The 24701-nt window shown below is 63.4% G+C and carries 22 protein-coding genes and 1 pseudogene; 7 read left to right on the forward strand and 16 right to left on the reverse strand.

What is annotated here, in order from left to right; genetic code table 11:
• Positions 1-3: 3 nt before the first annotated feature.
• Genes VVT58_RS16505 through VVT58_RS16520 form a run of 4 tightly spaced genes read right to left on the reverse strand, consistent with a single transcriptional unit; the run spans position 4 to position 3501 of the window.
• Positions 4-1266: a rhodanese-like domain-containing protein gene (locus VVT58_RS16505; RefSeq protein ID WP_327754534.1), complete on the reverse strand. Its 1263-nt coding sequence runs from the start codon at positions 1264-1266 to the stop codon at positions 4-6.
• The gene (locus VVT58_RS16510) at positions 1263-1889 is read right to left on the reverse strand and encodes a cysteine dioxygenase (RefSeq protein WP_327754535.1); all 627 of its coding nucleotides are present in this window, start codon (positions 1887-1889) and stop codon (positions 1263-1265) included. Before VVT58_RS16510 ends, VVT58_RS16505 begins: the two co-directional genes overlap by 4 nt.
• Positions 1886-2680: an ABC transporter ATP-binding protein gene (locus VVT58_RS16515; RefSeq protein ID WP_066563419.1), complete on the reverse strand. Its 795-nt coding sequence runs from the start codon at positions 2678-2680 to the stop codon at positions 1886-1888. The genes VVT58_RS16510 and VVT58_RS16515 overlap by 4 nt, the downstream gene beginning before the upstream one ends.
• Positions 2681-2682: 2 nt before the next feature.
• Complete coding sequence (locus VVT58_RS16520; protein WP_327754536.1) at positions 2683-3501, reverse strand: ABC transporter permease; 819 nt, start codon at positions 3499-3501, stop codon at positions 2683-2685.
• A gap of 286 nt (positions 3502-3787) precedes the next feature.
• Between VVT58_RS16520 and VVT58_RS16525 the strand changes: the two genes are divergently transcribed.
• Positions 3788-4624: a LysR substrate-binding domain-containing protein gene (locus tag VVT58_RS16525; protein ID WP_327754537.1), complete on the forward strand. Its 837-nt coding sequence runs from the start codon at positions 3788-3790 to the stop codon at positions 4622-4624.
• Between the two features lie 103 nt (positions 4625-4727).
• On the opposite strand, the gene VVT58_RS16530 is transcribed toward VVT58_RS16525, so the two are convergent.
• The 7 genes from VVT58_RS16530 to VVT58_RS16560 all read right to left on the reverse strand — a co-directional run bounded on the left by VVT58_RS16530 (position 4728) and on the right by VVT58_RS16560 (position 10178).
• A complete protein-coding gene (locus VVT58_RS16530; protein WP_327754538.1) occupies positions 4728-5672 on the reverse strand; it encodes a D-isomer specific 2-hydroxyacid dehydrogenase family protein in 945 nt (314 codons plus the stop codon).
• A gap of 1 nt (position 5673) precedes the next feature.
• Positions 5674-6852 (reverse strand): acyl-CoA dehydrogenase family protein, encoded by a 1179-nt coding sequence (locus VVT58_RS16535; RefSeq protein WP_327754539.1) that lies wholly within the window; start codon positions 6850-6852, stop codon positions 5674-5676.
• 6 nt (positions 6853-6858) lie between these two features.
• A complete protein-coding gene (locus VVT58_RS16540; RefSeq protein ID WP_327754540.1) occupies positions 6859-7848 on the reverse strand; it encodes an aliphatic sulfonate ABC transporter substrate-binding protein in 990 nt (329 codons plus the stop codon).
• Positions 7838-7972 carry a hypothetical protein gene (locus VVT58_RS16545; RefSeq protein ID WP_257721821.1) on the reverse strand — a complete coding sequence of 45 codons (135 nt, stop codon included), beginning with the start codon at positions 7970-7972 and terminating at the stop codon, positions 7838-7840. The genes VVT58_RS16540 and VVT58_RS16545 overlap by 11 nt, the downstream gene beginning before the upstream one ends.
• Before the next feature lie 210 nt (positions 7973-8182).
• On the reverse strand, positions 8183-8821 hold the full coding sequence (locus VVT58_RS16550; protein ID WP_327754541.1) for a TetR/AcrR family transcriptional regulator: 639 nt from the start codon (positions 8819-8821) through the stop codon (positions 8183-8185).
• Entirely contained in the window at positions 8818-9825 is a 1008-nt protein-coding gene (locus tag VVT58_RS16555) for a nitronate monooxygenase family protein (protein ID WP_066563447.1), read from the reverse strand. The genes VVT58_RS16550 and VVT58_RS16555 overlap by 4 nt, the downstream gene beginning before the upstream one ends.
• A gap of 11 nt (positions 9826-9836) precedes the next feature.
• Positions 9837-10178: a hypothetical protein gene (locus VVT58_RS16560; RefSeq protein ID WP_145907700.1), complete on the reverse strand. Its 342-nt coding sequence runs from the start codon at positions 10176-10178 to the stop codon at positions 9837-9839.
• Here VVT58_RS16560 and VVT58_RS16565 point away from each other — a divergent pair.
• The 3 genes from VVT58_RS16565 to VVT58_RS16575 all read left to right on the forward strand — a co-directional run bounded on the left by VVT58_RS16565 (position 10161) and on the right by VVT58_RS16575 (position 14116).
• Positions 10161-11519 (forward strand): FAD/NAD(P)-binding protein, encoded by a 1359-nt coding sequence (locus VVT58_RS16565; RefSeq protein WP_066563449.1) that lies wholly within the window; start codon positions 10161-10163, stop codon positions 11517-11519. The genes VVT58_RS16560 and VVT58_RS16565 overlap by 18 nt on opposite strands.
• A 74-nt stretch (positions 11520-11593) precedes the next feature.
• Positions 11594-11983 carry a nuclear transport factor 2 family protein gene (locus VVT58_RS16570; protein WP_066563451.1) on the forward strand — a complete coding sequence of 130 codons (390 nt, stop codon included), beginning with the start codon at positions 11594-11596 and terminating at the stop codon, positions 11981-11983.
• A gap of 96 nt (positions 11984-12079) precedes the next feature.
• A complete protein-coding gene (locus VVT58_RS16575; RefSeq protein WP_066563453.1) occupies positions 12080-14116 on the forward strand; it encodes a M3 family metallopeptidase in 2037 nt (678 codons plus the stop codon).
• A 144-nt stretch (positions 14117-14260) separates the two neighbouring features.
• Here VVT58_RS16575 and VVT58_RS16580 read toward each other — a convergent pair.
• From VVT58_RS16580 to VVT58_RS16590, 3 genes and pseudogenes are all read right to left on the reverse strand, one after another.
• Positions 14261-14890, reverse strand: a pseudogene (locus tag VVT58_RS16580) (SDR family oxidoreductase).
• Entirely contained in the window at positions 14848-16341 is a 1494-nt protein-coding gene (locus VVT58_RS16585; RefSeq protein ID WP_327754542.1) for an amidohydrolase family protein, read from the reverse strand. The pseudogene VVT58_RS16580 and the gene VVT58_RS16585 overlap by 43 nt, the downstream one beginning before the upstream one ends.
• Positions 16342-16422: 81 nt before the next feature.
• Complete coding sequence (locus VVT58_RS16590; protein ID WP_327754543.1) at positions 16423-18615, reverse strand: TonB-dependent receptor; 2193 nt, start codon at positions 18613-18615, stop codon at positions 16423-16425.
• A 328-nt stretch (positions 18616-18943) separates the two neighbouring features.
• Between VVT58_RS16590 and VVT58_RS16595 the strand changes: the two genes are divergently transcribed.
• Together VVT58_RS16595 and VVT58_RS16600 are read left to right on the forward strand one after the other, a co-directional pair.
• The gene (locus VVT58_RS16595; protein ID WP_327754544.1) at positions 18944-20395 is read left to right on the forward strand and encodes an NCS1 family nucleobase:cation symporter-1; all 1452 of its coding nucleotides are present in this window, start codon (positions 18944-18946) and stop codon (positions 20393-20395) included.
• On the forward strand, positions 20392-22005 hold the full coding sequence (locus tag VVT58_RS16600; RefSeq protein WP_327754545.1) for an ATP-binding protein: 1614 nt from the start codon (positions 20392-20394) through the stop codon (positions 22003-22005). The genes VVT58_RS16595 and VVT58_RS16600 overlap by 4 nt, the downstream gene beginning before the upstream one ends.
• A gap of 28 nt (positions 22006-22033) precedes the next feature.
• Here VVT58_RS16600 and VVT58_RS16605 read toward each other — a convergent pair whose 3' ends face one another.
• Positions 22034-22690, reverse strand: coding sequence for a response regulator transcription factor (locus VVT58_RS16605; protein WP_327754546.1), 657 nt, complete (start codon positions 22688-22690; stop codon positions 22034-22036).
• Positions 22691-22736: 46 nt separating this feature from the next.
• Positions 22737-23789 carry a nucleoside hydrolase gene (locus tag VVT58_RS16610; protein WP_327754547.1) on the reverse strand — a complete coding sequence of 351 codons (1053 nt, stop codon included), beginning with the start codon at positions 23787-23789 and terminating at the stop codon, positions 22737-22739.
• 192 nt (positions 23790-23981) lie between these two features.
• On the opposite strand from VVT58_RS16610, the gene rutB reads away from it, so the two are divergent.
• Complete coding sequence (rutB, locus tag VVT58_RS16615; RefSeq protein WP_327754548.1) at positions 23982-24698, forward strand: pyrimidine utilization protein B; 717 nt, start codon at positions 23982-23984, stop codon at positions 24696-24698.
• The last annotated feature ends 3 nt before the right edge of the window (positions 24699-24701 follow it).

The raw sequence follows: 24701 nt of genomic DNA on the forward strand, positions 1-24701 counted from the left end.
AAATCAGATTACGAAAAAGCCGTGGGTGCCGTCGCGCTCCAATTGGGCGACGAGGCCATATTCCCAGTCGAGATAGGCCTGCATGGCGGCGGCCTTGTTGTCCGTGCCTTCATAGGGGCGCTTGTAGCGGCCCTCCGGCCCGCGTGGGCTGGGCGCGCCATCGGACCCCTTTTCCAGCGTCACTGCGGACCAGTCGACCTCAAGCACGAAGACCTCCCACCCCAATTGCGCGAGCCAGGAGGCGGTCATGTCCGCGCGCGGGCCAAGATCGTCGGTGACGACGATGCGCGCCCCGCGCACCGGCGCATTATGGTCGGTCTCCTGCACGAGCTGGCCGCCCTGCGCGTTGCGAAATCCGGGCAGATGACCGCTTTCATATTCACGCGGCTGGCGGACGTCGTAGAGATAGAGTGTGCGGGCACTATCCGCCTTCAACTCTTCCAGCTCATCCCAGCCGATACGCTTCACCCCGGCGCGATAAGCGACTTCCCGAGCATGGGCGCGGGCATCTTCAGCCGAACGATTGTCGACCTCCGGCGCGACGCGGGTCTGGCCGGTTTCAAGCTCCTGCCCCGCCAGCGTCCAGCCGATCGTGCCGTTGCGCAGGGCGAAGATCGGGTTGGGCAAACCCGCATTGACCAGCGACTGCGTGCCGATGATCGACCGGGTCCGGCCCGCGCAATTGACGATGATCGTCGTGTCGGGATCGGGCGCGATGGACCGGGCGCGCAGCACCAGTTCGGCGCCGGGCACGCTGGTGCCGGTCGGGATGCTCATCGTGTGATATTCTTCGTAGCGGCGGGCGTCGAGGATCGCGATATCCGCCTTTTCCCGGATCAGCGCCTGCACCTCTTCGGCCGCCAGTGAAGGCGTATGGCGGCGATGCTCGACCAGTTCGCCAAAGGCCTTGGAATAGCTGTTCACATCCTCGAACAGCTCATAACCCGCCTCGCGCCAGCCATTGAGACCGCCTTCCAGTTCGCGGACGTCGGTATAGCCCAGACCCTCGAAACGGACGGCCGCCTTGCGCGCCAGTCCTTCGCCATCGTCATAGACGACGATCGGCGTATCGAGCCGGGGAATGCGCCAGCGCGCTTCCTCATCGATCCGGCGCAGCGGAATCTGGGCCGCAAAGAGCGGATGGCCCTGCGCGAATTCATGCTCCTCACGCACGTCAATCAGGGCAATCTCGCTGCCGACCAGCAGGGCGCGGCGAATGTCCTGCGGCGTGGCAGTTTGAATACGGTCCAGCGTGTCGGTGGTCATGCGTTTCTCGATCTGTCCCAGAGGTTGGGGATCACGCCGTTGGCGTAACCCGATATGAAGGTCTTGGGCGTGCCGTCGGGCGCATAGGTCGCCCGCTCGACCGCGCCGATATTGGCGCCATAGACATGGATGCTGATCGACGGCCGGTCAGCAAGGCCGTTGGTCACGCGATGAATGTCACCGATGCGGGGGGATACGGCGTCGACTTCGCCCTCGCGCAGATATTGCTCGCCATGCGGGATCAATCGGCCGTCGGGCGACTGGCGGAACCGCTCGACCTTCTCCACGCCGCGCAGCACGCCGACCAAGCCCCAGACGGTGTGGTCGTGGACCGGCGTCGACTGGCCCGGTCCCCAGACGAAGCTGACGACGCTGAAACGCTCGCGGCTGTCGCAATGGAGCAAATATTGCTGGTAGCGATCGGGATGCGGGCGGGTGAACTCTTCAGGCAACCAGTCGTCCTTCGCGATCAGGCGGCCCAGCAGGGCGCGACCGCTTTCCAGGATCGCTCCTTCGTCACGCGTCGCCGCCAGCAGATCGGCAAAGGCGGTGACGAAGCCGCGCAAGCGGCCAATGTCCGTGCGGCTATCGACAGGCCGCTCTATGGCCGAGACGGCGTTCATTCGGCCGCCTCAGCGATGGGCGCGAAGGGAACGACACCGTCGCCATGATCCTCGCCACCCAGATAGGAAAGCAGCTTTTCGCGCAGGCGACCGGAAATGCCGGATCGTTCGCCGCGGGGAGCCGTGATCCGCTCCTGCGCGACGATGCGTCCCTTGTCGAGCACCAGCACCCGGTCGGCCAGTGCGATCGCTTCCTCCACATCATGGGTCACGATCAGCACGGCTGGCCGATGTGCGCGCCACAGCGACAGGACAAGGTCGTGCATCCGGTAGCGGGTCAGCGCGTCCAACGCGGCGAAAGGTTCGTCGAGCAGCAACAGCGTGGGTTCGCGCACCAAAGCGCGGGCGAGCGCGACGCGCTGCGCCTCCCCGCCCGACAGCGTCAGCGGCCAGGCGTCGAGCCGATGGCCAAGGCCGACTTCCTTGAGCGCCGCCTCGCTTCGGTCGCGCACCCGGTCGCCTTTCAGGCCAAGGGCCACATTCTTCCACACCGGCTTCCAGGGGAGCAAACGGGCGTCCTGGAACACTACGGCGCGGGAATCAGGGACTTCCACATCCTGGCCCCGCACCTCGTCCAGCCCCGCGAGCGTCCGCAGCAACGTCGTCTTGCCTGAACCGGAGCGACCCAGCAGGGCAATGAACTCGCCCGGCGCGATGTCGAGGTCGAGGCCATCGATGATCGTGTTGGGGCCGAAGCGGCGAGTGAAATCGCGCAGCCTCACCACGGGTTCTGGATGCGGAAGGTGATCGGCGGCGCTTTGCAGAGCGGTAAATCCGAGACGGGCGTCCATGCTTATTGCTCCACTATGCTGGGGCGCCAGATCAGGGCGCGGGCTTCGATGCTGCGGACCAGCCAGTCGGCGCCTAGGCCGAGAATGGCGTAGACCATGAGGCAGACGACGATGATGTCGGTCCGCATGAAATCGCGGGCATTGTTGATGAGATAGCCGAGCCCCGCCGAAGCGTTGATCTGCTCTGCCACGACCAGAACCAGGATGGAAACGGACAAGGCATAGCGCAGCCCCACCAGCAGCGAGGGCAGCGCGGAGGGCAGCACCACATGCCAGATCTGCTCCCAGCGGCTGAGGCCGAAGCTCTTCGCCGCGTCCAGCAGGCGCAGGTCGACACTCCGAATGCCGCTATAGAGATTGAGGTAGACGGGGAAGATGGTCCCGAAAGCGATCAGGGCCACTTTGGGCGTCTCGCCAATGCCGAACCAGACAATGAAAAGCGGCGTCAGCGCGAGCGCGGGAATGGTCCGCTTGATCTGCATCAGCGGGTCGACGGCCAGCTCCCCGGTGCGGGACAGACCGGCGACGAGACCAAGCCCGAGGCCAAGGCCCACCCCTATCAGCAAGCCAGCGGCGACTCGGGCGAAGGACACCAGCAGGTTTGAAGGCAATTCGCCCGAGAGCAGCATTTCGATCAGCGTGCCGATCACGGCGGAGGGCGCGGCCAGGGTCCGTTCGGGGATCAGGCCGCTTCGCGACCCCAATTCCCAGAGCAGCAGCAGAATGACGGGCGAAAGCCAGCGTCCGCCGAAGCGCGCCAGAGAAAATCTCCGGACGTCGGAATATCCGGGACCGCCCCTGTTCACTGTCACAACCGTCATCAACTCGCCCTCTTATGGTGAGGGAAAGCCCAACATGAATTCTCTACCAATTCAATTAAGTTTTATTTGGCCGACCTATGAGGGATGTTAATATGGAGCGATTGACCGCAAATCGGGCGTCATTGGCCGCAGGAAATGGCGGGTTTGCGTGCTTCGACCGTTTGAGCCAAGATTTTCCTGGCCATATTAAATCTCTACTATTTTGATTGATATATTAGCCTTCGCGATAAGACAGCATCTCCGTTCCCGGCTTCGGATCGGCGGCTCCCCTTTCGATGAGGTTTTCATGCCGGTCAATCTGCCCACCAATTTGCTTCGCAGCTTCGTTGCCATCGTCGACACCGGATCGATGCTGAACGCGTCGGAGCAGGTGTTCGTGACCCAATCCGCGCTCAGCCTCCAGATCAAGCGGCTGGAGGAACTGGTGCAGCAGACGCTGTTTCTTCGGGAAGGGCGGCGGCTGAACCTGACCTCCGCCGGGGAAGTGCTGCTCGATTATGCACGGCGCGTGCTGCTGCTGCATGATGAAGCCGTCGCGGCGGTCAGCGCCGGCCGTTTCGCAGGGCCGGCGCGCATCGGCATGGTCCAGGATTTTGCCGACAGCCTGCTCAGCGGGCTGCTGTCGCGCTTTTCCGAACTGCACCCCGACGCGCAGATCTATGCGCGGGTCGCCGGCACCGCCGAGTTGCAGACTTTACTGGACCGCCGCGAACTGGACATTTTGCTGGGTTTCGCCGCGCCCAACGATCCGCATGCGGTGACGATCGCCCCGATGAGCTGGTATGGCGAGGCCGCGTTGGTCGAGCGCGAGGTGATCCCGCTGGCCGTGCTGGAGGAGCCCTGCCGGTTCCGCGAAGCCGCGATCCGGGCGCTAGAGGATAGCGGGCTGCAATGGCGGATCGCGGTGGAAACGCCCAATCTGGCGACGCTAAAGGCGGCGGTTGGTGCGGGGCTGGGCGTCACCTGCCGCACCCATTTGTTCCTTGGCGACAGCGAAGCGCTGGAACATGAAAAGCTGCCGCAATTGCCCCGCGTCGCCGCCATCCTGCGCGCAGGCGAAAAGCTGGACAAGGCAGCGCATCGTCTTGCCGAGTTAGCGCGGGAGACGGTTCAGACGCTCTGACTCGATTGCCGCCGGGTTCATTCTCATCCGTCATGCTGAACTTGTTTCAGCATGACGGATTTCCTGGCGGCTATCATTCACGATAATCGAACGTCAGCCGATCCTAATAACCCCGTGCCGGATCCACGATGTCGCTGGGCTTTTCGCCCCGGACGAAGCGGGACAGATCGTCATTGACCTTATCCAGCAACCGATGGCGGATCAGGGTGTAATTGCTGGAAATATGCGGTGTCAGCCGGACACGCGGATGGCTGTAGAGCGCATGACCTTCGGGCAGCGGCTCCGGATCGGTGACGTCCAGAGTGGCAAAGCCCAGCCGGTTCCGATCCAGCGCATCGATCAGCGCTTCCTGATCGATCACGGACCCCCGCGCCACGTTGATGATATGGGCGCCCGGCTTTATCCGCGCAAACAGGGCTTGGTTGAAGAGATGGCGGGTTTCCGGCGTTCCGGGCACGGCGATGACGATATGATCCGCCTCCGCCACCAGTGTTTCGAGATCGCGGACATGCTGCACGCCGCTGATTCCCGATTGCGCCCCGCTTCGCCGCAAGCCAACGACCTGAGCGCCCAGCGCCAGACCGCGCCGCGCCACCGCCGCGCCGATCGCGCCCAGGCCGACGATGCCGATGGTCGTTCCAGACACGCGGCCCAGCGGAAGCTGGGCCCACTGCTCGCGCGAGCGCACCGTCACCGCCTCCAGATTCTTGGCATGCGCATAGATGGCGGCGATCACATAATCAGCGATCTCTTCCGAAGCGACCCCGCGACCGCAGGTGACGAGCGGCGCATCCAGCAGCCAGCCGGGATAGAAATCCACTCCTGCCGAGGCGCTATAGACCCATTTGAGCCGCCCCGGCCATATTTTGGGCCGCTCCTGCGCCGATTGCCGCCAGGCCAAGGAGGGCCGCACCAGCAATATGTCCGCCTCGTCCGCGGCGGTCCACGGCTCGTCCTCCGCCACGTCGATCAGGGTCGGGGCGGACGGGTGCAGGCCAAGGCTACGATTGAAATCGGGTTCCAACTGGCTGGCGATGATCAAGGACATGTCAGTTCCCCAGCGCGGCGCGTCCCGCCGCGATCAATATGGTATCGGTCTGCGGCGAGTGGATGCGGCTGCACAGCACGTCGCGATAATGGCGCTCCAGCGGATTCTTGCGGCTGATGCCCGGATTGCCGGTCAGTTCGAGGCCGATTTCCACCGCGCGAATCGCATTGGCCATCGCGACATATTTGATGTTGTTCACCTCCACCGCGCCGGGCGGATCACCTGCGTCATGGCGCGCAGCGGCGTCGCGGATCAGCGTGCGGTTGACTTGCAACAGTGTCTCGATCTCCCCAAATTTCTCCTGCACCCGCGGCAGCGTCGCCAGCGAAGCGCCGAGGTTGCTGGGCACCCGATCGTTGAGATAGGCGCGCAGCCAGTCACGCGCAGCCCGCGCCACGCCATCATAGATGGTCGAAATCGACAGCGCGTTCCAGATCGCGATGCTGGGGTCACTCACTCCCGCCGCCCATTGCTCGGGCAGACGGATGTCGACCGCATGATCGAGCGGAACCGGCGTATCCGTGAAATGCACTGCATGGCTGACGGTCGCGCGCATGCCCAGATGGTCCCAGGCCGCTTCTATGCCGATGCCCGGACTGTCGGAACGGACCAGGAAATTGCCGACGCGGGGGCTTTCCTCATCCGTCTTCGCCCATACGGAAAACCAGTCGAGGCCCGTCGATCCGGTGGAGTAGATTTTCGTGCCGCTGATCGCCCAGCCATCGGCCGTGCGCCGGGCCACCGTCGCGGGCAGGCCGCCGCGCACCGGCGTCCCCAGCTCCGGCTCGACGCGCAGCCCGCCGATCAATCCGCGCCCCTGCACCGCCTGCCGCGCCAGTTGCTCGTAAATCCCCTGCGGCCAGTCCTGCGCCCGGGCAGGAGTCGCATGATAATGGTAAGTCATGAACAGGATCAGCGCTGTTGACGGCTCCCCCTTGGCCACCGCGCCAAGCACGCGCAACGCTTCGGAGAGGGCCGCGCCGCGCCCACCATATTCGACCGGGACAGTCAGCCCGATCAGCCCTTCCCGCCCCAGCAGATCGAAATTGGCGCGGGGAAATTCCGCGCTCCGGTCATAGGCTTCCGCCGTTTCCGCCAGTTGCCGGGTGATCCGGTCCAACAGTTCGGGGCCGATCGGTGCGAGAGACGGAGTTTCGGGAACAAGTGCCTGGCTGGCCATGATTTTTCAGCCTCTTTTCGGTATGGAATCGTTGAACCGCTTGTCCCAGAGGGGCCGCACGTCGACCGCCTTCGGCAACAGCTTCTGGGCAAAGAAAAGGTCCGCCACCTGCTGTTGAGAGGCGATGGCCGCATCGGTCACGGGGCGCAGTTCATAACTGGCGCTCTTGCGCCGGAACTGGTCCACCACATAATCGCGCGGCACGCCGATGTCCTGGGCGATGATGCCTGCCCACTCATCCTGGTGCGCTGCCGCCCAGCCAAAGGCCTGCTGCACCAGCGCCAGATATTCGCGGATGATCTGCGACATTGCCGGATCGGCCAGCGCATCGACATGGGCTGCCACCAGATAATTGCCCGACAATATGCCATAGGCCGTGCGCAATATCCGGGCGCCTTCGGTCGCGATCGCCCGCTGGATCGGGAAGCCGTAGATCGCCCAACCGTCCAGCGATCCCTGGGAAAAGGCCGCCGCGCCATCGGAGACGCCCATGGCGACGGGCGTGATGTCGTCCCATCCCAGGCCCACTTCTTCGAGCATCCGGATCAGGAAATATTGGGAGGTCGTGGCGCGCACATAGCCCACCCGCTTGCCCTTGAGATCGGCAATGGAGCGCGCTTTCGAGCCCTTGGGCACCAGCACCACCTGATTATTGACGTCGGCATGGGTGACGGCGATCTGCCGGAAGCTCTGGATCGTCGACGCGGCGGCGAAAATGGGCGGAATTTCGCTCATCCCGCCATAATCGAGCGAACCGCCGTTCAGCGCCTCCACCACCAGATGGCCGGACTGGAATTCGCTGTAGCGCAGATCGAAACCCTTGGGCGCGATTCCGGCCGCCTTGAACAGCAGCCGCGTATCGCCTTCCCCCTTGCCGGTGATCGAGACGCGCAGACGGGGCCGGGAATCGCGACCGGCGCCGCACCCCGACAGCAACAGCCCGGATGCCGCCCCAGCCGCCAGAAAACCGCGCCGCGACCAGCCTTCAGCGACCACCGAGGCTTTCCTGCTTCGGCGCAGCCCGATCGAACAGGATCACGTCGGGATCGCGCAGAAATTCGCGACGAGCGGCATCGCGCAAGCGACTCCAGGAGTCGATCAGGAAACGCAACGGGTTCATATTTGTCCTTCCGACAGCAATTGCTTATTTATCTATTTCATCGGTAGAGATAAGTCTCACAAGCAATGCTGTCGGAACTATAAGAATTCTTTGATTCAATGCCGTTCCGGCTTCAGAGGGCGGTTTGCATCACGGCGCAGCCGCTACCAGACCATGCCGGGTCGGATCATATCCGCGAAGCGTCGCCGGAATAACGACTGGCGCGCCCGGCTAGGGGTGCGTCTGCAATTTGCACCTCATGCCGTTGGCCGCGCAAATTGCGTTAAGCGCACTATCGAAAATGGCAGCGGCGCCGGACGCCGGACCGATAAGCTTGCGATGTTCCAAGCTCACCACTCCATGCGCCGCTGCCCACAATGCGTAGGTCACATGCTGGGCATCAAGCCTGCGGTCGGCTGGCAAATCGTCGCGCACGGCATCCCTTAGCGTTTCGAAACTGCGCCAGGCCTGCTTGCGACAGGCGGCGGGCGCTTCCCACGCCCGGCCCAGATCACCGAACATCACATTGTAGAGCGCCGGTTCGTCAAGAGCGAAAGACCGATAGGCTCCCAACATCAGGGCCAGCCGCCGGGCGCTGTCGGCTTCCCCGGCATGTGCTTGAAACGCAAGGACCAGCTCAGCAAAGCTGTGCAGGTAAAGAGCTTCGAGCAAACCGTCCTTGCCGCCGAAATGGGTATAAATCATCTTCGTCGAAGCGCCGACGGTTTCGGCCACGCGCCGGACCGTCAGCGCGCCCGGCCCCTCTTCGCTCAACAAGGCCGCGGCAGCCGACAGGAGGGTCGGACGAGTCTCCGCCTCCAATGCCGACCGGGCGGCCCGGATATTGCCTATGATGGGAGATGCGGTCATGCGGCGACAGTTTGATGATCCGCAGCGCCTTCGGCAAGGAAATTGGATAGCCGCCGCCGGATAATGCTTTCGGCATCGGCCATGATCCGGTCGATCAGATCCTTGACCGTTGGAATGTCCCGGATCAGGCCGACGACCATCCCACAGCTCCATGCGCCCGCGTCCATATCGCCATCGACCATGACCTTCGGATAGACGCCCGCAACCTGATCGTGGATGTCGTCGATCGTGAGGGCGCTGCCCTTTTCCCGCTCAATCTCCTGCAAACGGGTGACATTCTCGTTCTTCAATACGCGTTCGGTGTTTTTGAGAGACCGCATGATCAGCCGCGTATCGAGCTCGGTCGCATCGAGCAGAGCCTGCTTCACATTGGCATGGACCGGCGCTTCCTGGGTCGCAATGAACCGGGTTCCCATATTGACGCCGTCGGCGCCCAGTGCGAGGGCCGCGACAAGGCTGCGCGCGTCTCCTATGCCGCCGGACGCCAGAAACGGTATGCGCAATTCGTCCGCCGCGCGCGGCAGCAGGATCATGTTCGGAATATCGTCCTCTCCGGGATGGCCGCCGCATTCAAAGCCGTCGACGCTCACCGCATCGCAGCCGATCGCTTCCGCCTTTAACGCATGGCGCACCGAGGTGCATTTGTGGATGACCGTGATCCCCGCCGCCTTGAGCGCGGGCATATAGGCCTCCGGGCTCCGGCCTGCCGTCTCCACGATGGTAACGCCGCCCTCGGCGATGGCCTGGATATATTCAGGATAGGGCGGCTTCGCGAACGCCGGGAGAAAGGTCAGATTCACGCCGATCGGCTTGTCGGTCATTTCGCGGCAGCGGGCGATCTCGCGCGCGAGCGCTTCGGGGGTGCGTTGCGTCAGCCCTGTGATCACGCCCAGTCCCCCGGCGTTGGAAACGGCGGAGGCCAGTTCGGCCAGGCCCACGAAATGCATACCGCCCTGAACGATCGGATGCTGTATTCCGAGCAAATTGGTAATCCGGGTGCGCATAATGAAATCTCCTAAACCATGCTGGAAACGTTGTTACCATAAAAAACAACGTTTCTCAACTCCGTCGCGCGGGATTTTTTCCGGCCCCGCAGGAAGCTTGCGAAAGCGCTGTTCCGGCAGTCGAGACCGTGGGATATGATGCAGACATCGAACCGCGGCCGCTGAGCATTTTTTGGCGCAAAGCCGCGAACGGCGGCCGGCTTTATCGTTGCCATGCGCGATTTTCCTTGAACTGCCATCTCACGCAGGGCATCCGATAATGCCACGGAAATCCTTGGTTTCCGGCAGGAATATTGGCGCTGTCTGGGCGAATTCAGATTGGAAATGCTTGATCCATGCTGAAGGTCGATCATGCCGCCATCATCGGGGGCGGGTTCAGCGGCACGCTGCTGGCCATCAACCTGCTTCGGCATGGCACGCTGCGGGTGACGATGCTGGAGCGCCAGGGCGACCGCCTGGGCCGGGGTCTGGCCTATGGCGCCGCGCAGGCCGGCCATATCCTCAACGTGCGCGCCGCCAATATGAGCGCGCTGCCCGACAGCCCGGATCATTTCACCGACTGGCTGAAACAGGAAGGGCTGGGGCAGGAAGGCAGCTTTGCCACGCGGCGCGACTATGGCGCCTATCTCTGCGCGATGCTGGACAAGGTGCGGGGACAGGCCAGCGACAGGCTGACCATCGTGACGGATGAAGCGGTCGATCTGAGTCTGCGCGACGACGGCGTCCATATCGACCTGCGGTCAGGCGGTGGGGTGGATGCCGACATCGTCGCACTGGCGCCCGGCAATCTACCGCCCCATGACCTGCCCGCCTTTGCCGGCCTGTCCGGCCATAGCGCATCCTATGTCGACGATCCCTGGGCCGCATCCATTGCCGAAGGATTGGGACCGAGCGATCGGGTTCTGCTGCTCGGCAGCGGGCTGACCGCCGTAGACTGCGCGCTCAGCCTGGACAGCGCCGGCTTTCGGGGACGGATCGTCGCACTTTCCCGCCGTGGATTGGCCCCGCAAAGCCATGCTCCGGCAGCGCACTACACAGCCCGCAGCGACCGTCCGAGGGGCGCCGCCTCAACGCTGGTTCGCACGCTGCGCAGCCGCAGCGCGGAGATCGGCTGGCGCAACGCCGTCGATGAACTTCGCCGCTTCACCCAGGATATGTGGCGCGCCGCCAGCGCGGAAGAACGCAGTCGCTTCCTGCGCCATTTGCGTCCCTATTGGGATGTGCACCGCCACCGCCTCGCCCCGCAGGTCGCCGCAAGACTTGCGGCGATGCAGGCGGAAGGGCGGCTGGAAATCCATGCCGCCAAGGTGGTGGAGGCCGTTCCCCACGGCCGCACGCTTCACGTCCATCTGCGCAGGCGCGGACAGGACGAGAGGGAGACCCTGCCCTTCGCCCGGGTCGTCAATTGCACAGGCCCGCTGGGCGACCTGCGGCGCACCGACGATCCGCTGCTGCGTCAGTTGGCGATTCGCGGCGACATCCGGCCCGATCCGCTGGCGATCGGCATCGATGTCGACCGGCAATGCCACGCCATCGCCCGCAACGGATCGGCCCAACAGCGGCTGTTCGTGGTCGGACCGATGACGCGTGGCGCGCATTGGGAAATCGTCGCCGTTCCCGACATCCGCCGTCAGGTCTGGGAACTGGCGCGGGAAATCACCGGCGCTCATTGGGTCGAGGCCGAAGGATTGTGAAAGGGCATGACCTGTTTACGCCTGCCCGCGCAAGATGAGGTGCGGATTTGACCGGCATCTTCTAAAGCGATTCCATGACGACATCCCCCGACCTTGCCATTCGCCTGCGCCGCGCCGATTTCAACCGCGCTCTGGCCGAGGCGGACCTGAATGCCATCGGGCCGCTGCTTGCCCTCCATGCCGTTCTCGTCACCGGGACGGACAGCGCCGTCATCTCCGGCCGCAAGGCGCAGCTTCAGGCGTGGAAACGGGAATTCAGCGCGGCGGAGCGAACCCTCTATATCCGCACGCCCGACAGCATCGTCGCCTCGACGGTCGAGCCCATCGCGCTGGAACATGGCCGCTGGCAGGGCGTGGCCGCCGGGGCGGGTCGCCTTGTCGCATCGGGCAGCTATAGCGCCAAATGGCGGCAGGCCGGTGCGGATTGGGTCATCGAAGCGGAAATCTACCTGACCCTCGCCTGATTGGCGCAACGGCCGGAAACGCTTGAACAGCCGCTCGCCAGCGCCCAATTAGAGGATATGCTTCATCCGTCGAGACCCTGAAAGCTGCGAGAAATCATGACGACTGCCAATCCCCTCCTGGCCGATAGTGACCTGCCCGATTTCGCGGCCATACAGGCGGCCCATGTCGTTCCCGCCATGGAAGACGCCATCGCCGCGCATCGCGCTGCCGTCGAAAGGATCACCGCCAGCGGGAAGGATGATTTCGATGCGGTGGTCATGGCGGCCGAACGCGCCGATTTCCTGCTGTCACGGGTGTGGTCGCCGGTGGGGCATCTCGCATCGGTGGCCGACACGCCCGAATTGCGGGAGGCGCATGCCGCCGCCCAGGCGCTGATGACCGCCTATCTGATGGAGGCTGGCCAGAACCGTGCCCATCATGACACCGTGGCGCGCCTTGCCGCGCGTCCCGATTTCGCCAGCCTGCCGCCTGCCGCGCAGCGCGCGGTCGACCTTGCCCTGCGCGGCTTCCGCCTTGCCGGTGTCGCGCTGGAGGGTGAGGCGCGGCAGCGTTTCCTCGACATCGGCGTGGCGCTGAGCGACCTCAGCACCAAATTCGGCAATGCGGTGCTGGACGCGACCGAAGCCTGGAGCGAACATGTCACCGACGAAGCGGCCCTGGCGGGCGTTCCGGAGAGCGACAAGGCGATCCTGGCAGCCTATGCGCAGGAAAAGGGGCTGACCGGCTGGCTGATCACCTTGCGCCAACCGAGCGTCCTGGCGATCCTGCTTCATGCGAAGGACCGGGCCTTGCGCGAACGCGTCTATCGCGCCCACAACACCCGCGCCTCCGATCAGGCCGACGACAAGAGCCACGACAATAGCGAAAGGATCGACGCGATCATGGCCCTGCGCCATGAAGCGGCGCAGATATTGGGCTTTGCCGATTCCGCCGCCCATTCGCTGGAAACGAAAATGGCCGCCGATGCCGACGAAGCGCTGGCATTTCTGGCCGACCTCGCTGGCCGGGCACGGCCTGTCGGGGAGCGCGAACTGGGCGAAGCCCGCGCCTTCGCCGCCAAGCATCTGGGGCTGGACGATGTGCGGCCCTGGGATCTTTCCTATGTGGCGGAGGCAATGCGCCGCACGCTGCACGGCGTCGATCAGGAGGCGCTCAAGGCCTATTTCCCCCTGCCCCGCGTCCTGGCAGGCACCCGGGCGCTGATCGAGCGGCTGTTCAACGTCCGCCTCGTCACGCGGAAGGGGGTGTCGACATGGCACCCGGACGTGCTGTTCTACGACGTGCTCGATGGGGACGGCGCCGTGGTGGCGGGCGTCTATCTCGACCTGTTCGCGCGCGCGGGCAAGCGGGGCGGGGCATGGATGGACGTGTGCCGTTCCCGCTTCCGCGATGCCGACCGCCTGCATCTGCCCATCGCCTATCTCACCACCAATTTCGCGCCGCCCACGGGCGACCGCCCCTCATTGGTGACGCATAATGACGTGGTGACGCTGTTCCACGAATTCGGCCATGTGCTGCATCACCTGCTGACCGAGGTGGATCTGCCCTCGATCGGCGGCATCAGCGGGGTGGAATGGGATGCGGTGGAATTGCCCAGCCAGTTCATGGAGAATTTCGCCTGGGACCGGGACACGCTGATCGGCCTGTCCGGCCATGTCGACAGCGGCGAACCGCTGCCGCAGGCGATGTTCGACCGCCTGCTCGCCGCACGCCAGTTCCAGGCGGGCCTTGCCATATTGCGCCAGATCGAGTTTGCGACCTTCGACCTGCTGCTCCACCGCGACTATGATCCGGCCAAGGGCGCGCAGGTCAACGCCATGTTGGATCAGGTCCGCAAGGCCGTCGCCGTCGTTCATCCGCCGGAATGGAACCGCTTCGCCCATGCGTTCAGCCATATTTTCGCGGGCGGCTATGCGGCGGGCTATTATTCCTATCTTTGGGCGGAACTGCTGTCGGCCGACGCCTTCGAGATTTTCGCCCATGGCGCCATTCCAGGCGGCGGCGCGACCGCTTTCCGGCGCGAGATTCTCGCCGCGGGGGCCAGCCGTCCCGCCGCCGAGAATTTCCGGGCCTTTGCCGGACGCGCGCCGGAGGTCGACGCCTTGTTGCGGATGCGCGGCCTGGCCGCCTAGACTTTGTCCCGATAATAGTGCGCCTGCGAGGGCAGGAGCCCGGTTCAGACATTATATGGATGAGGCGAGGGTGGGACTGGGTTCCTGCCTTCGCAGGAACATGGTTCAACTTAACTCGATAGCCGAACCATATCCTGAAACGGATCAAAAGTGGGCGGTGTAGCCACCGTCCACCGCCAGCACCTGCCCGGTCACATAGGATGCCGCGTCCGACGCAAGGAACAGGACCGGGCCGACAATCTCCTCCGGGCCGCGCCATCTCCCCAGCGACGTGCGCCAGGCGACCTGTTCGATCCGCTTGGCGGCCTTATGCGCAGTGAAGTTACGGTCCCGGTTGTTCACCGCCTTGAACTTGCTGCCGTCCACCGCAACCATGGCCCCGCCGAACAAGCCCATGCTACGGCACAGCATCACGAATTGCGCGCATACCGAGCGGATCGCGGTCCCGTTGTCGCGCCGGAAGTTGGCGATGGTCTTGAAGTCAGGTGCCAGCCGACCCGTCAGCCACATCATCTCGATATTGCGACCTGCCTCACGCTCAAGCCGGCGGCTCGAATGGATCCGGTTGAGATAGCCCTATAGGTAAATCTTCAACATCGTCGATGGATGATAAGCGGGCCGCCCCGTCGCTCCAGGTTCCGCCCCGGCAAAACCAAGAGCCGTTAGATCCAGCTCATCGATGAAGGCCTCAACCACCCGCACCGGATTATCCTCGGGCGCGCCTCGTGGGGCTAGTTTCCCAATGAAGGCGATTTTCCGGCGAGCGCAGCGCATGTCGGCTCGACGGGCGGGCGGTCGAGAAAGAAGGCCGGCCAGAGCTTCCTCGAAGCCGCTTTCGCTTGGAGTGCGGCATAGGTGAAACCGGAATCCCCGGCGATGCATATCCGTTGGGTACGCGCACCCATCCTTATCCGTTCACAGCCGCCTCCTTTGAGCCCGGCCAACAGGGCATCACCTCCTGCAAGGATGCGCCCGCCGCGAATGATCGCCAGCATAGACGGCGCAGATGCCCGGACCACCTGCTCATAGGGCGTTCTGTTCCGCTGCTTTGCCTGTTCGACCAGGATCACGTCACCGACAGCGCCGGGCTGCAAAACACCGATCCTTCCTGCCAAATGGGCGGCATGGGCGCCATTGACCGTCATCATTCGCCAAAGCGTGCGAAACGGCACGGCACTTCCGGCGGCGTCGGAATAGGCGCGCGCGCAAGCCGCTTCCCGGCCGAGCGTGAACGACCCGGAAGGAAGCCAATCGGTCCCAAGGGACACTGTGAGGCCGAGCGCGAGCGCGGCGTTGATGTCCAACGTCCTGCCGTAAAGAGAAAGGTTGGAGCGAGGCGACCAGACAAGGTCGACCTTGCGCCGCGCCAGTTCGCCCAGCATGGCCCGGTCGAAGGCAACGCCATGCAGGACGGTCACATTGTCCAATAGAAGATTTTGGGAAACGCCTCCTCCCGCCGGGGGTGGCTGAACATCGTAATGCGGGTCCGTCGCGCAGCGAAATTCGTTGCGGGCGGCCTCGCTGATCCCCTCCCCCAGATGCATGAGCGTCACATGTCTGGCCGCCACGGCCTCCGTCTTGTCCGCCAACGGTCCATAATCGCAATCCCCGGTCCGTTCGATGCCCGCCGCATCGTCGAACGGGAAAACTTCGTAGGTCACGCGGGGGACCTGCAATCCTTCAAGGCCCGCATGGAAATCGAGGTTTCGGGCGAGGCCCGCTGCCATGCTTCCACCGACGATCGACGTCTCCCCGCCAAGCAGATGGCGCAGTTCCATCCAGGCGATCAGCGCGGGATCGGTCTCCGGCTGAAAATTCTCAAGCGCCACATAGCCGTTGAGGCCCTTGCGCCAGTCGTGCCGGTGCCGGTAGCGAAGGCCATTGTCCGGTGCAGGGGCGGTGTTTCCGAACGCCAGATGCTCGTGCAAGTTGATGAATCCCGGCGAGAGCAGGGCATCAGGGCAATCGATCCGCGTGGCGTTTGGCTGCTGCGTGCTGCAAGCGCGCCCCACACAGCGAATGGTGCCGGACGGATCGATCAAGACCGTCCCTTGCTTCGGCGCGATGTCGCCGGTCAGCAAAATTGCGCGGATCGATAACCAGCGATTTCCAGGATGCGCCACGCACCGCGCATAGGCATTGCTGGTTGCGCAAATGATGACGAGAAGGGTGAACATGACCATGATACGCATCGCTGCGCGCGTGCTGCTATCCGGCTTACCCATGGTTCAAATCCCGATCTGGCGGCTCTGGAGGGAGCCCACAAGCGGGGCAGGCGACCTTCGGCCGCCCGCCCCCGAAACGCATCAGAACTTCTTGCGCACTTTCATACCGAATTCGCTACGGTCGTTGTTCGTGAGGATTTCAAGATAGCCCGCTTTGAAGCTGTCGACACGATTGACGTCATAGACCTTGTTGAAGATATTATTTCCGTAGATCGACAACTGGATCTGCTTGTCCTTGATGGAATAGGACAAATCGAAATTCGCGAGAAACCTCGGCGCGATGCGGTTGTACACGGTGTTCAGCGGCTGGCTGAAGAAGGCGCTGCGATACGAGCCGTCGACACGCATGGCGACTTCATTGCCGTTCGCCAGTTCCGTCCGGAACGACGGCCCGAGGGAAGCGGTCCACTGCGGTGTATTGGGCGGGCGATTGCCCGCGGCCGTCGCCTGGGTTCCCGGCGTCACATAAGTCACCAGCGCGTTATTATATCCGACCGATCCGTCGAGATTGAAGCCTCGGCCGACGGCCAGATGCCCCTCGAACTCGGCGCCATAAGTGCGTGAGCGGCCTGCGTTCGCCTGAATACTGACGAAGCCGGTGGAGCCGCCGACGAACTGGTTAAAGGCGAGGACCAGATCCCTATACTGCGTATAGAAGACCGCAGTGGAGAAATTGAACGCCCGGCCTATCGATCCCTTCAGACCGCCCTCATAACTCGTCGCAATCGTGGGGTTATAGGGGACGAACGCCGCCACCGAAGACGGACGCGAGGGAAAACCGCCGCTCTGATATCCGCGCTGAACGGTGAGATAGCTGACGAGCCTTGGCGTAAAGCTGTAGTTGATCGCCGCATCCCACGTCAGCTTCTCCCAGGAGCTTTTGCCGTTGGCGCTGATCAGGGGGGATGCCGCGCCGATCTGGCGGAAGAAGCTCATCGCCTTTTCGTCCCGGGTATAGCGGGCGCCAGCGGAGATTTTCAGGCCATCGGCCAGCTCATATCCGCCGTGAAGATAGGCGGCATAGCTGTCCGAAATCTGGTGGACCCCCGAGAAGGTTCGGTTGGTCACGATCGTACCGCCCGACAGCGATCCGCTGGCGCCATATTGCACCCGCGCGCCGCCGCTTTCATGGAAGTAGAAGAGGCCGGACACGAAATCGAAGCGGCCATACTCGCCATTCAGCTGAAGTTCGCCGGTCCATTGCCGGGAATCTCCGGTCTCCGGCGATTCCGCGATCGACAGCGGCGAATTGTCGTCGTCGAGACCGCCCTTGTAGGAAAGATAGCGCTCGGCCCCGATCGCCTTGAGCGAGAGATGATCGTCGAGTTTGTAGATTCCCACCAGCGAGACGCCGAAGGTCCTGGCGTTGGTGTCGGGGATGGATGGATTGGCGGTGCCATTGTCATTCCGGTTCACCGGCAAGACCCCGGCGGTAAGCCCGGACGTGCCCGCCGGATTGATGATGACATTATACATCGGCGTGATGCCGTAGCTTCCGCGAAAACCGTCGACCGTCAGCAGGAGCGATACGCGATCGGTCGGCGTCCACTTTGCCGAGAAGCGACCGCTGCCCTGAAATATCTGGCCGACTTTGGTGCTGGTGCTCGGCACGTTGATGAAGGTGCCGATACCGTTGCGGTGCTCGATATCGCCCGAGAGCGACATGGCCAGCGTATCGGTGACAGGGAAATTGCCGTAGAAGTCGAAGTTGGCCCGGCCGCGCGTGCCGATCTGCGCTCCCATCTCATAATGTTCGTTCTGGTCCGGCTGTTTGGTCACGAGGTTGATCGCGCCGCCGATACTGTTGCGTCCCGAAAGGGTTCCCTGCGGTCCCCGCAAAATCTCGACATGGTCGAGGTTGGTGAGGTTGAAGTTGATGCCCATGTTGCGGGCGATGTAGACGCCGTCGACATAGATGCTGACGGCCGGATCGGTGGTGATCCGATGATCGTTCGTGACGATGCCCCGGATGGCGACTGCCGCCTGGCTGATATTGCCCGCACCGAAATTGGTGATCGTCACGCTGGGAACGACGCGGTCGAGGTCATGCAGACTGGGCGTTCCGCGTGCGGCGAGGGCATCGCCGCTGATCGCGGTGATCGAAACAGGTATATCGATGGTGCGCTCATCGCGCTTTCTGGCGGTCACGGTGATCTCGCCGCTCTCCTCCACGCCACCCGGGGCGGGCTGTTCGGCCGCTGCAAAACAGGGAGCGGCCATGGCGATGGCCACGCTGGAGGCCGCGAGCAACTGGATGGTACGAATGGAGATCATGATTGCCCTCTATATGTTGGCGTGAGAGCGAGCGCCGACAAACCGCAACGCAAAGCATTGCGATAGCGGCCTGTTGCCCCCACCACCGTGAAGCCCCACCCGATCGTGGCGGCCACCGCTGTTCACTCCCGAGATTTTTTTTGCGTCATGGATGACGGCGCGATCATTCTCATTATTGTCGTCGTCGCGAGGCGAATTGCTCGCACAGGGCCGGTTGACAGTAAAGCCCAAAGCGCGGCCCTAAACCATTGGCCTAATCCGGCCGCGTGGATGGTGGCCGATCGCGATTACGCCTAGGATTCGTCGGCAATCGAAACGAGGCAGTGGCATGGCAGGCACCGACAATGATCTCATCAACGCCGATCTGGCGCCGACCGATGCCGGTAGCCGGACCTGGCGCTGGTTCCATTACGGGGCGCTCTGGGTCGGCATGGTGATATCGATCCCGGCCTATATGCTTGCGGCCGGGCTCATCGATCAGGGCATGACGCCGCTACAGGCGATTTTCACGATCCTGCTCGGCAACAGCATCGTGCTGATACCCATGCTTCTGGTCGGACATGCTGGCGCCCGCTACGGCATCCCCTATGCGGTGCTGGTGCGCTGCGCCTTTGGGACGACGGGGGCCAAGGTGCCCGCAGTGGCGCGGGCGATCGTCGCCTGTGGATGGTTCGGCATCCAGACTTGGGTAGGCGGCAATACATTGCTGGCGCTGGCCACGGTCGTGACACACCGCCCGATTGGCGGCGCGCCCTTGCCGCTGGTCGGCATCGATGCCGCGCATCTGGCCTGTTTTACGCTCTTCTGGGTCATCCAGCTGTTCTTCGTCACCAAGGGTCTGGACATGGTCCGCAAGCTGGAAACATGGACCGCGCCCGTCAAGATCGCCATCTGCATAGCCCTGCTCTATTGGGCAATGCACCACACACACGGGCTGGCCCTTGGCACCGCGCCGCTTTTCACCAGTGGATTCTCGGCAATTTTCTGGCCGGGTCTGACCGCGATGATCGGCTACTGGGCCACGCTCGCCCTCAACATCCCGGACTTCACCCGGTTCGCGAAAACCCAGCGCGATCAGGTCGTCGGGCAGACGATCGGCCTGCCGGTTCCCATGGCGATGCTGGCCGTGGTCGCCGTCCTGACCACGGCCGCCACACGCATCGCGTTCGGAAGGGCGATCTGGGATCCCGTCGAACTTGCGACCCATTTGCCCAATGCGGGCGTATTGATCGGTCTGCTGATCATCTCGATCGATACCGTCTCCTGCAATATCGCCGCCAATCTCGTGGGCCCTGCCTATGACTTCGCGGCTCTGGCGCCATCGCGCATCTCCTATCGCGGCGGCGCGTTTCTGACGGCCGTTCTTGCCGCCGCGATCATGCCATGGAAGCTCATCGAGAGCAGCGGCGGTTATATCTTCACCTGGCTGATCGGCTATTCCGCGCTGCTCGGCCCGATCGCCGGCATCATGATTACGGACTATTGGATCGTCCGCCGAACACGGATCGAGGTCGGTGATCTCTACCGGTCCGATGGCCGCTATTCCTATGGCAACGGATGGAACACTGCGTCATTCGTGGCGCTGCTGGTCGGCGTGCTACCCAATGTGCCGGGCTTTCTGGCAGAGGCCTTTCCGGCCTCCTTCGGCGCTGTGCCATCCCTGTTCAGGGCGATCTATCCCTATGCCTGGTTCGTGGGCGGCGCACTCGGATCCATCACTTATTGCCTCGCCATGCGGGGAGAACGCATTCCTGTCGCCTCCTATGGACATGCGCAATGACCCGCTCTTCCTCCCAACTGACGGCGGAAGCCATCGACCGATTCTGGAACGACGCGAGCGCCCATGACAATACGATGCTGGAGCTTGTCGCGATCAGCGCGAACGACGGCATCTGGGGTTGGGAGGTCGATTCGGGTCGGTCCTATTACTCGCGGCGCTGGTGGGAGTTGATCGGCGAGGAGCCCGACCAGATGGAACCGCATATCGACAATTTTTTCGCCCTGCTGCATCCCGATGACCGGGAGCGGGTGCTGGACGCCCAGACCCGTTTCATATCCGGAGAGGCGCAGGAATATCGGGTCGAGTTCCGGTTGCGTCATCGTCAGGGCGGATGGCGCTGGATTTTGTCGCGCGGCTCCGCTGTCCGCGACCCGCATGGCAAAGCCATACGCCTCGCAGGCACGCACACGGACATCACCGATCGCGTCGACGCCTCGGAACGACTGGAGCGCCTGATTGCCGAACGCACCAAGGAACTGGTCGCCGCGCGCGATCGGGCCGAACTGGCGGCCGCGGCGACCAGCAAATTCCTGTCCGCCACAAGCCATGATGTCCGCCAGCCTCTTCAGGCGATGGCGCTGCTGCTGGGGAGCCTTCAGGACGAGCAACTGAGCGCAGCGGGCCAGAGAACGCTGGAGGGGGTTCACCGCTCTCTCATCGCCAGCATGGAGTTGCTGGACGACCTCCTCGAATTCAGCCGCCTTGAGGCAGGGGCGCTGCGTCCCTCCGTCGGCCCGGTCAATCTGGGCGATCTCATGCAGTCGGTCGTGGACAGCTTCGCGATTCAGGCACGGCAGAAGGGCGTGCACCTCATCGTTCGCCCGACCCGGCTCAAGGGACGGTCGGACGCCCAGCTGATCGGCCGCATCATCCGCAATCTCGCGTCGAACAGCCTCAAATTCACAGCCTCCGGCAAAATCCTCATTGCAGCGCGCTCGCGGGGGCCGAATATCCGGATCGAGGTCTGGGACAGCGGGGTCGGCATCCAGCCCGAACTGCAACGCCAGATATTCTGGGAATTCGTGCAGGACGGACGGACGTCCGACGTCAACAGCTCCGGCCTCGGCCTCGGCCTCGCGATCGTCGAGCGGCTGAGCCGCCTCCTCGGTCACCGGATCGGACTGCGTTCGGAGCCCGGCCGTGGCTCCGTCTTCTGGGTCGAGATACCCAAAATGGCATCGGAACCCGCCCATCAGGGGAGCCACGGCGGTTTGGGCCTGAAGATGCCGGGGCTACCGGCCGGGTGCCGCATTGCCCTGATCGAGAATGATGCGGAGATCGGCGAGGCATTTCTGAAACTGCTCCGCGGATGGGGCGCGCGGGTCGTCTGGGCGCGATCGGGCGAAAGCATGTTGTCCCAGCTCGCGAACGAAGCGCCTGACCTTGTCATCGCCGACTGGCACCTCGACGGAGAGATCGACGGGTTCGAGGCTTTCGACCGATTGGAAGATCGTTTTGGCTACCGCCTTCCGGGCGTGATCCTGACCGGAGATCATGATGTCGAACGGATCAAGAAAGCGAACCGCCAGATGCGGCGGGTTCTTCACAAACCCATCTTGCCGGATATCCTAAATGCCGTGCTGCAAACCGAATTGCGCGACGCGCCCTGAGAGGCGGTGCGCGTGTACGGGCGCCCCCTCAGCCGCCGCTTCGTTCGACACGCCGTAACAACTGGACGCGATTGTTGACGTCATAGGCCCGCATGATCGCCGCCAGATGGGTCTTTACCGTGCCCTCGCTGATGTCGAGGCGGTAGGCGATCTCCTTGTTCGCGTGGCCCTCCAGCACGAAGTCGAGGATCTGCGCCTGCCGTCCGGTCAGGCGGGGCCGCGCCGGGTCCAGCGGCGCATCGGCAAAGCCTATGCCGTCCCCCTGCCCCGCCACGACATCCAGCGGCACATAAATTCCCCCGGCGAGCACCATGCGTATCGCTTCGAACAGCACGGCGATGTCTGAACTCTTCGTGACATAGCCCGAAGCGCCAGCGCCCAGACACCCCACCATGTCCCCGGCGTCTGACGATGCCGTCAGCATGAGGATCGGCTTGTTGCCGAGACGCCGCCGCAGCGCCCCGATACCGTCGGGAATGGTGAGGCCCGGTATCTTGAGATCCAGGATCAGAATATCGGGGTGGTGCAGCGCATCGAGATTCATGACCTCGTCGACATTGCCCGCCTCGCGCACCTCGCGCACCTCGGCCCGCGCTTCCAGAGCGAGGCGCAAGCCAGCGCGAAAGATCGCATGATCGTCCGCGATCATGACCGTCATGCTGTTCTGGCCTGCCCTGCTATCCATCAGGTTCAGCATGTAGCATGATAGGCGAGCGGAACAAACATCCGGTCTATCCGCGCGACAGGGCGCGGAACAGGATCGCCTTGAATGCCTCGTTCGACGCTTCGATGCACAAATTGGCGTTGGCGGGCGGCGTCGGCTTCATGCTGTAGCGGTTTTCCCCATAGAGCAGCGTGCCCCGCGTATATTCGCCCTCCAGTTCGACGCGCGCGTAGATCGCCTTGAACTGCGTCGCCACGGCAGGGTCGATGATCATGGCCATGGCGATCGGGTCGCCGTTGACCGATCCCGGCGCGTTGCGGGCCGACATCTCGAAGGATAGCCGCAGTTCGTTCGACTTCATGAAGAACCGGCTGCGCGGAGTGTCGAAGGTCTTGATATGATCGAAATCGGCTGGACGCAGGGTCGACGAGAGCGGCGTGCCCAGTCCCAGCGTGAGCGGCACCCCGGAATTCAGCACGATATGCACGGCCTCCGGGTCCACCATGGCGTTGAAGCTCGGCACTGCGCTCTGTATGCCCGCGACCCATTGCACGCCCTTGATCAGGGACGCGATGCCGGGCTCCATGAGGAGCGCCATGGCGATGTTGGTCAGCCCGCCGAGAGCGACGATCACAACTTCGCCGGGATAGCGTTTGACGATACGCCGGATCGCATCGACAGCGTGTTCCGGATCGGGCTTCTGCCTGACCTCCGGTACGGCAAACTGCCCGAGCCCGTCGGGCCCATGGATGAAGGTCGATGTGGCATAGGGCTTGTTCAGCAAGGGTTGCGCCATGCCCCTGTGCACGGGAACCTGCCCGCTGCGCCCCGCTAGGTCGACGACATACAGGGCGTTCTTCACCTCCTGATCGTAGCGTATATTGCCGGGGCAGACGGTGATCGCCTCGACCTTCAGATTGGGCGCGTCCAGCGCCATCAGCAGGGCGACCGCATCATCGTTGCCCGGATCGGTATCGATGATGATGCGGCGATTGTTCAACAGGCGCGGGAGCGGAGTGTCGGACACGCCCGGTTCGGCGGCGCTCGCCCGGCTGGCCATCATCGCCGCAGCGCTGCCCGCAATGACGCTTCCCAACAGTCCGCGCCTATCGAGTTCCATGTCATTCTCCATCACTAAGCGACCCTATGCGCTCGACCATGGTAGCAATTAGGCGCAACTGCGACGGCGAAGGCAAGCGGCGCCTGTCCGCCTAAACCATTGGCATAACCCATCCTACCGACGCCGGACGCCATCGTCTCGGCTATCCCAATGGTGTTGACCGTTCGATCTGCCACCTGGGGGCCTCACGCCATGGACCGACATATTGCCATCTTCGAGCTGCCCGCCCGCCCGGAAAGCCTCACGCTGAGCGTGGAGGAGACCGCCGTCGTCGTGATCGACATGCAAAACGGCTATGCGAGCAAGGGCGGCTATGTCGACCTTGCGGGCTTCGACATCTCTGGCGCGGCCTCCGTCATCATGCGGATCGACGAGACGCTGACCGCAGCGCGCGCGGCTGGCATGCAGGTGGTCTTTCTCCAGAACGGCTGGGATCCCGACTATGTCGAGGCGGGCACGGAGAAGTCGCCGAACTTCCACAAGTCGAACGCCTTGAAGACGATGCGCGCCCGCCCGAAACTGCGCGGCACATTGCTCGCGCGCGGTGGCTGGGACTATGCCATCGTCGATGCGCTGACACCGAAGGCCGGGGACATTTGCGTCGCCAAGCCGCGCTACTCCGCTTTCTTCAATTCTCAGCTCGACACGATCCTGCGTTCGCGGGGTATACGCAATCTCATCTTCGTCGGGATCGCCACCAATGTGTGCGTCGAGTCCACGCTGCGGGACGGTTTCCACCTCGAATATTTCGGGATCATGCTTGAGGACGCCACACACCAGCTCGGCCCGGACTTCATCCAGAAGGCGTCCGTTTACAATGTCGAGACCTTCTTCGGCTGGGTCGCGTCCGTATCCGATTTCACCGCAGCGCTGGGCCAGATCACGGCCCCATCCAGAAAGGAGTTCTGACCC

The organism is Sphingobium sp. SJ10-10, from assembly GCF_036038995.2.
Classification (GTDB): Bacteria; Pseudomonadota; Alphaproteobacteria; order Sphingomonadales; family Sphingomonadaceae; genus Sphingobium.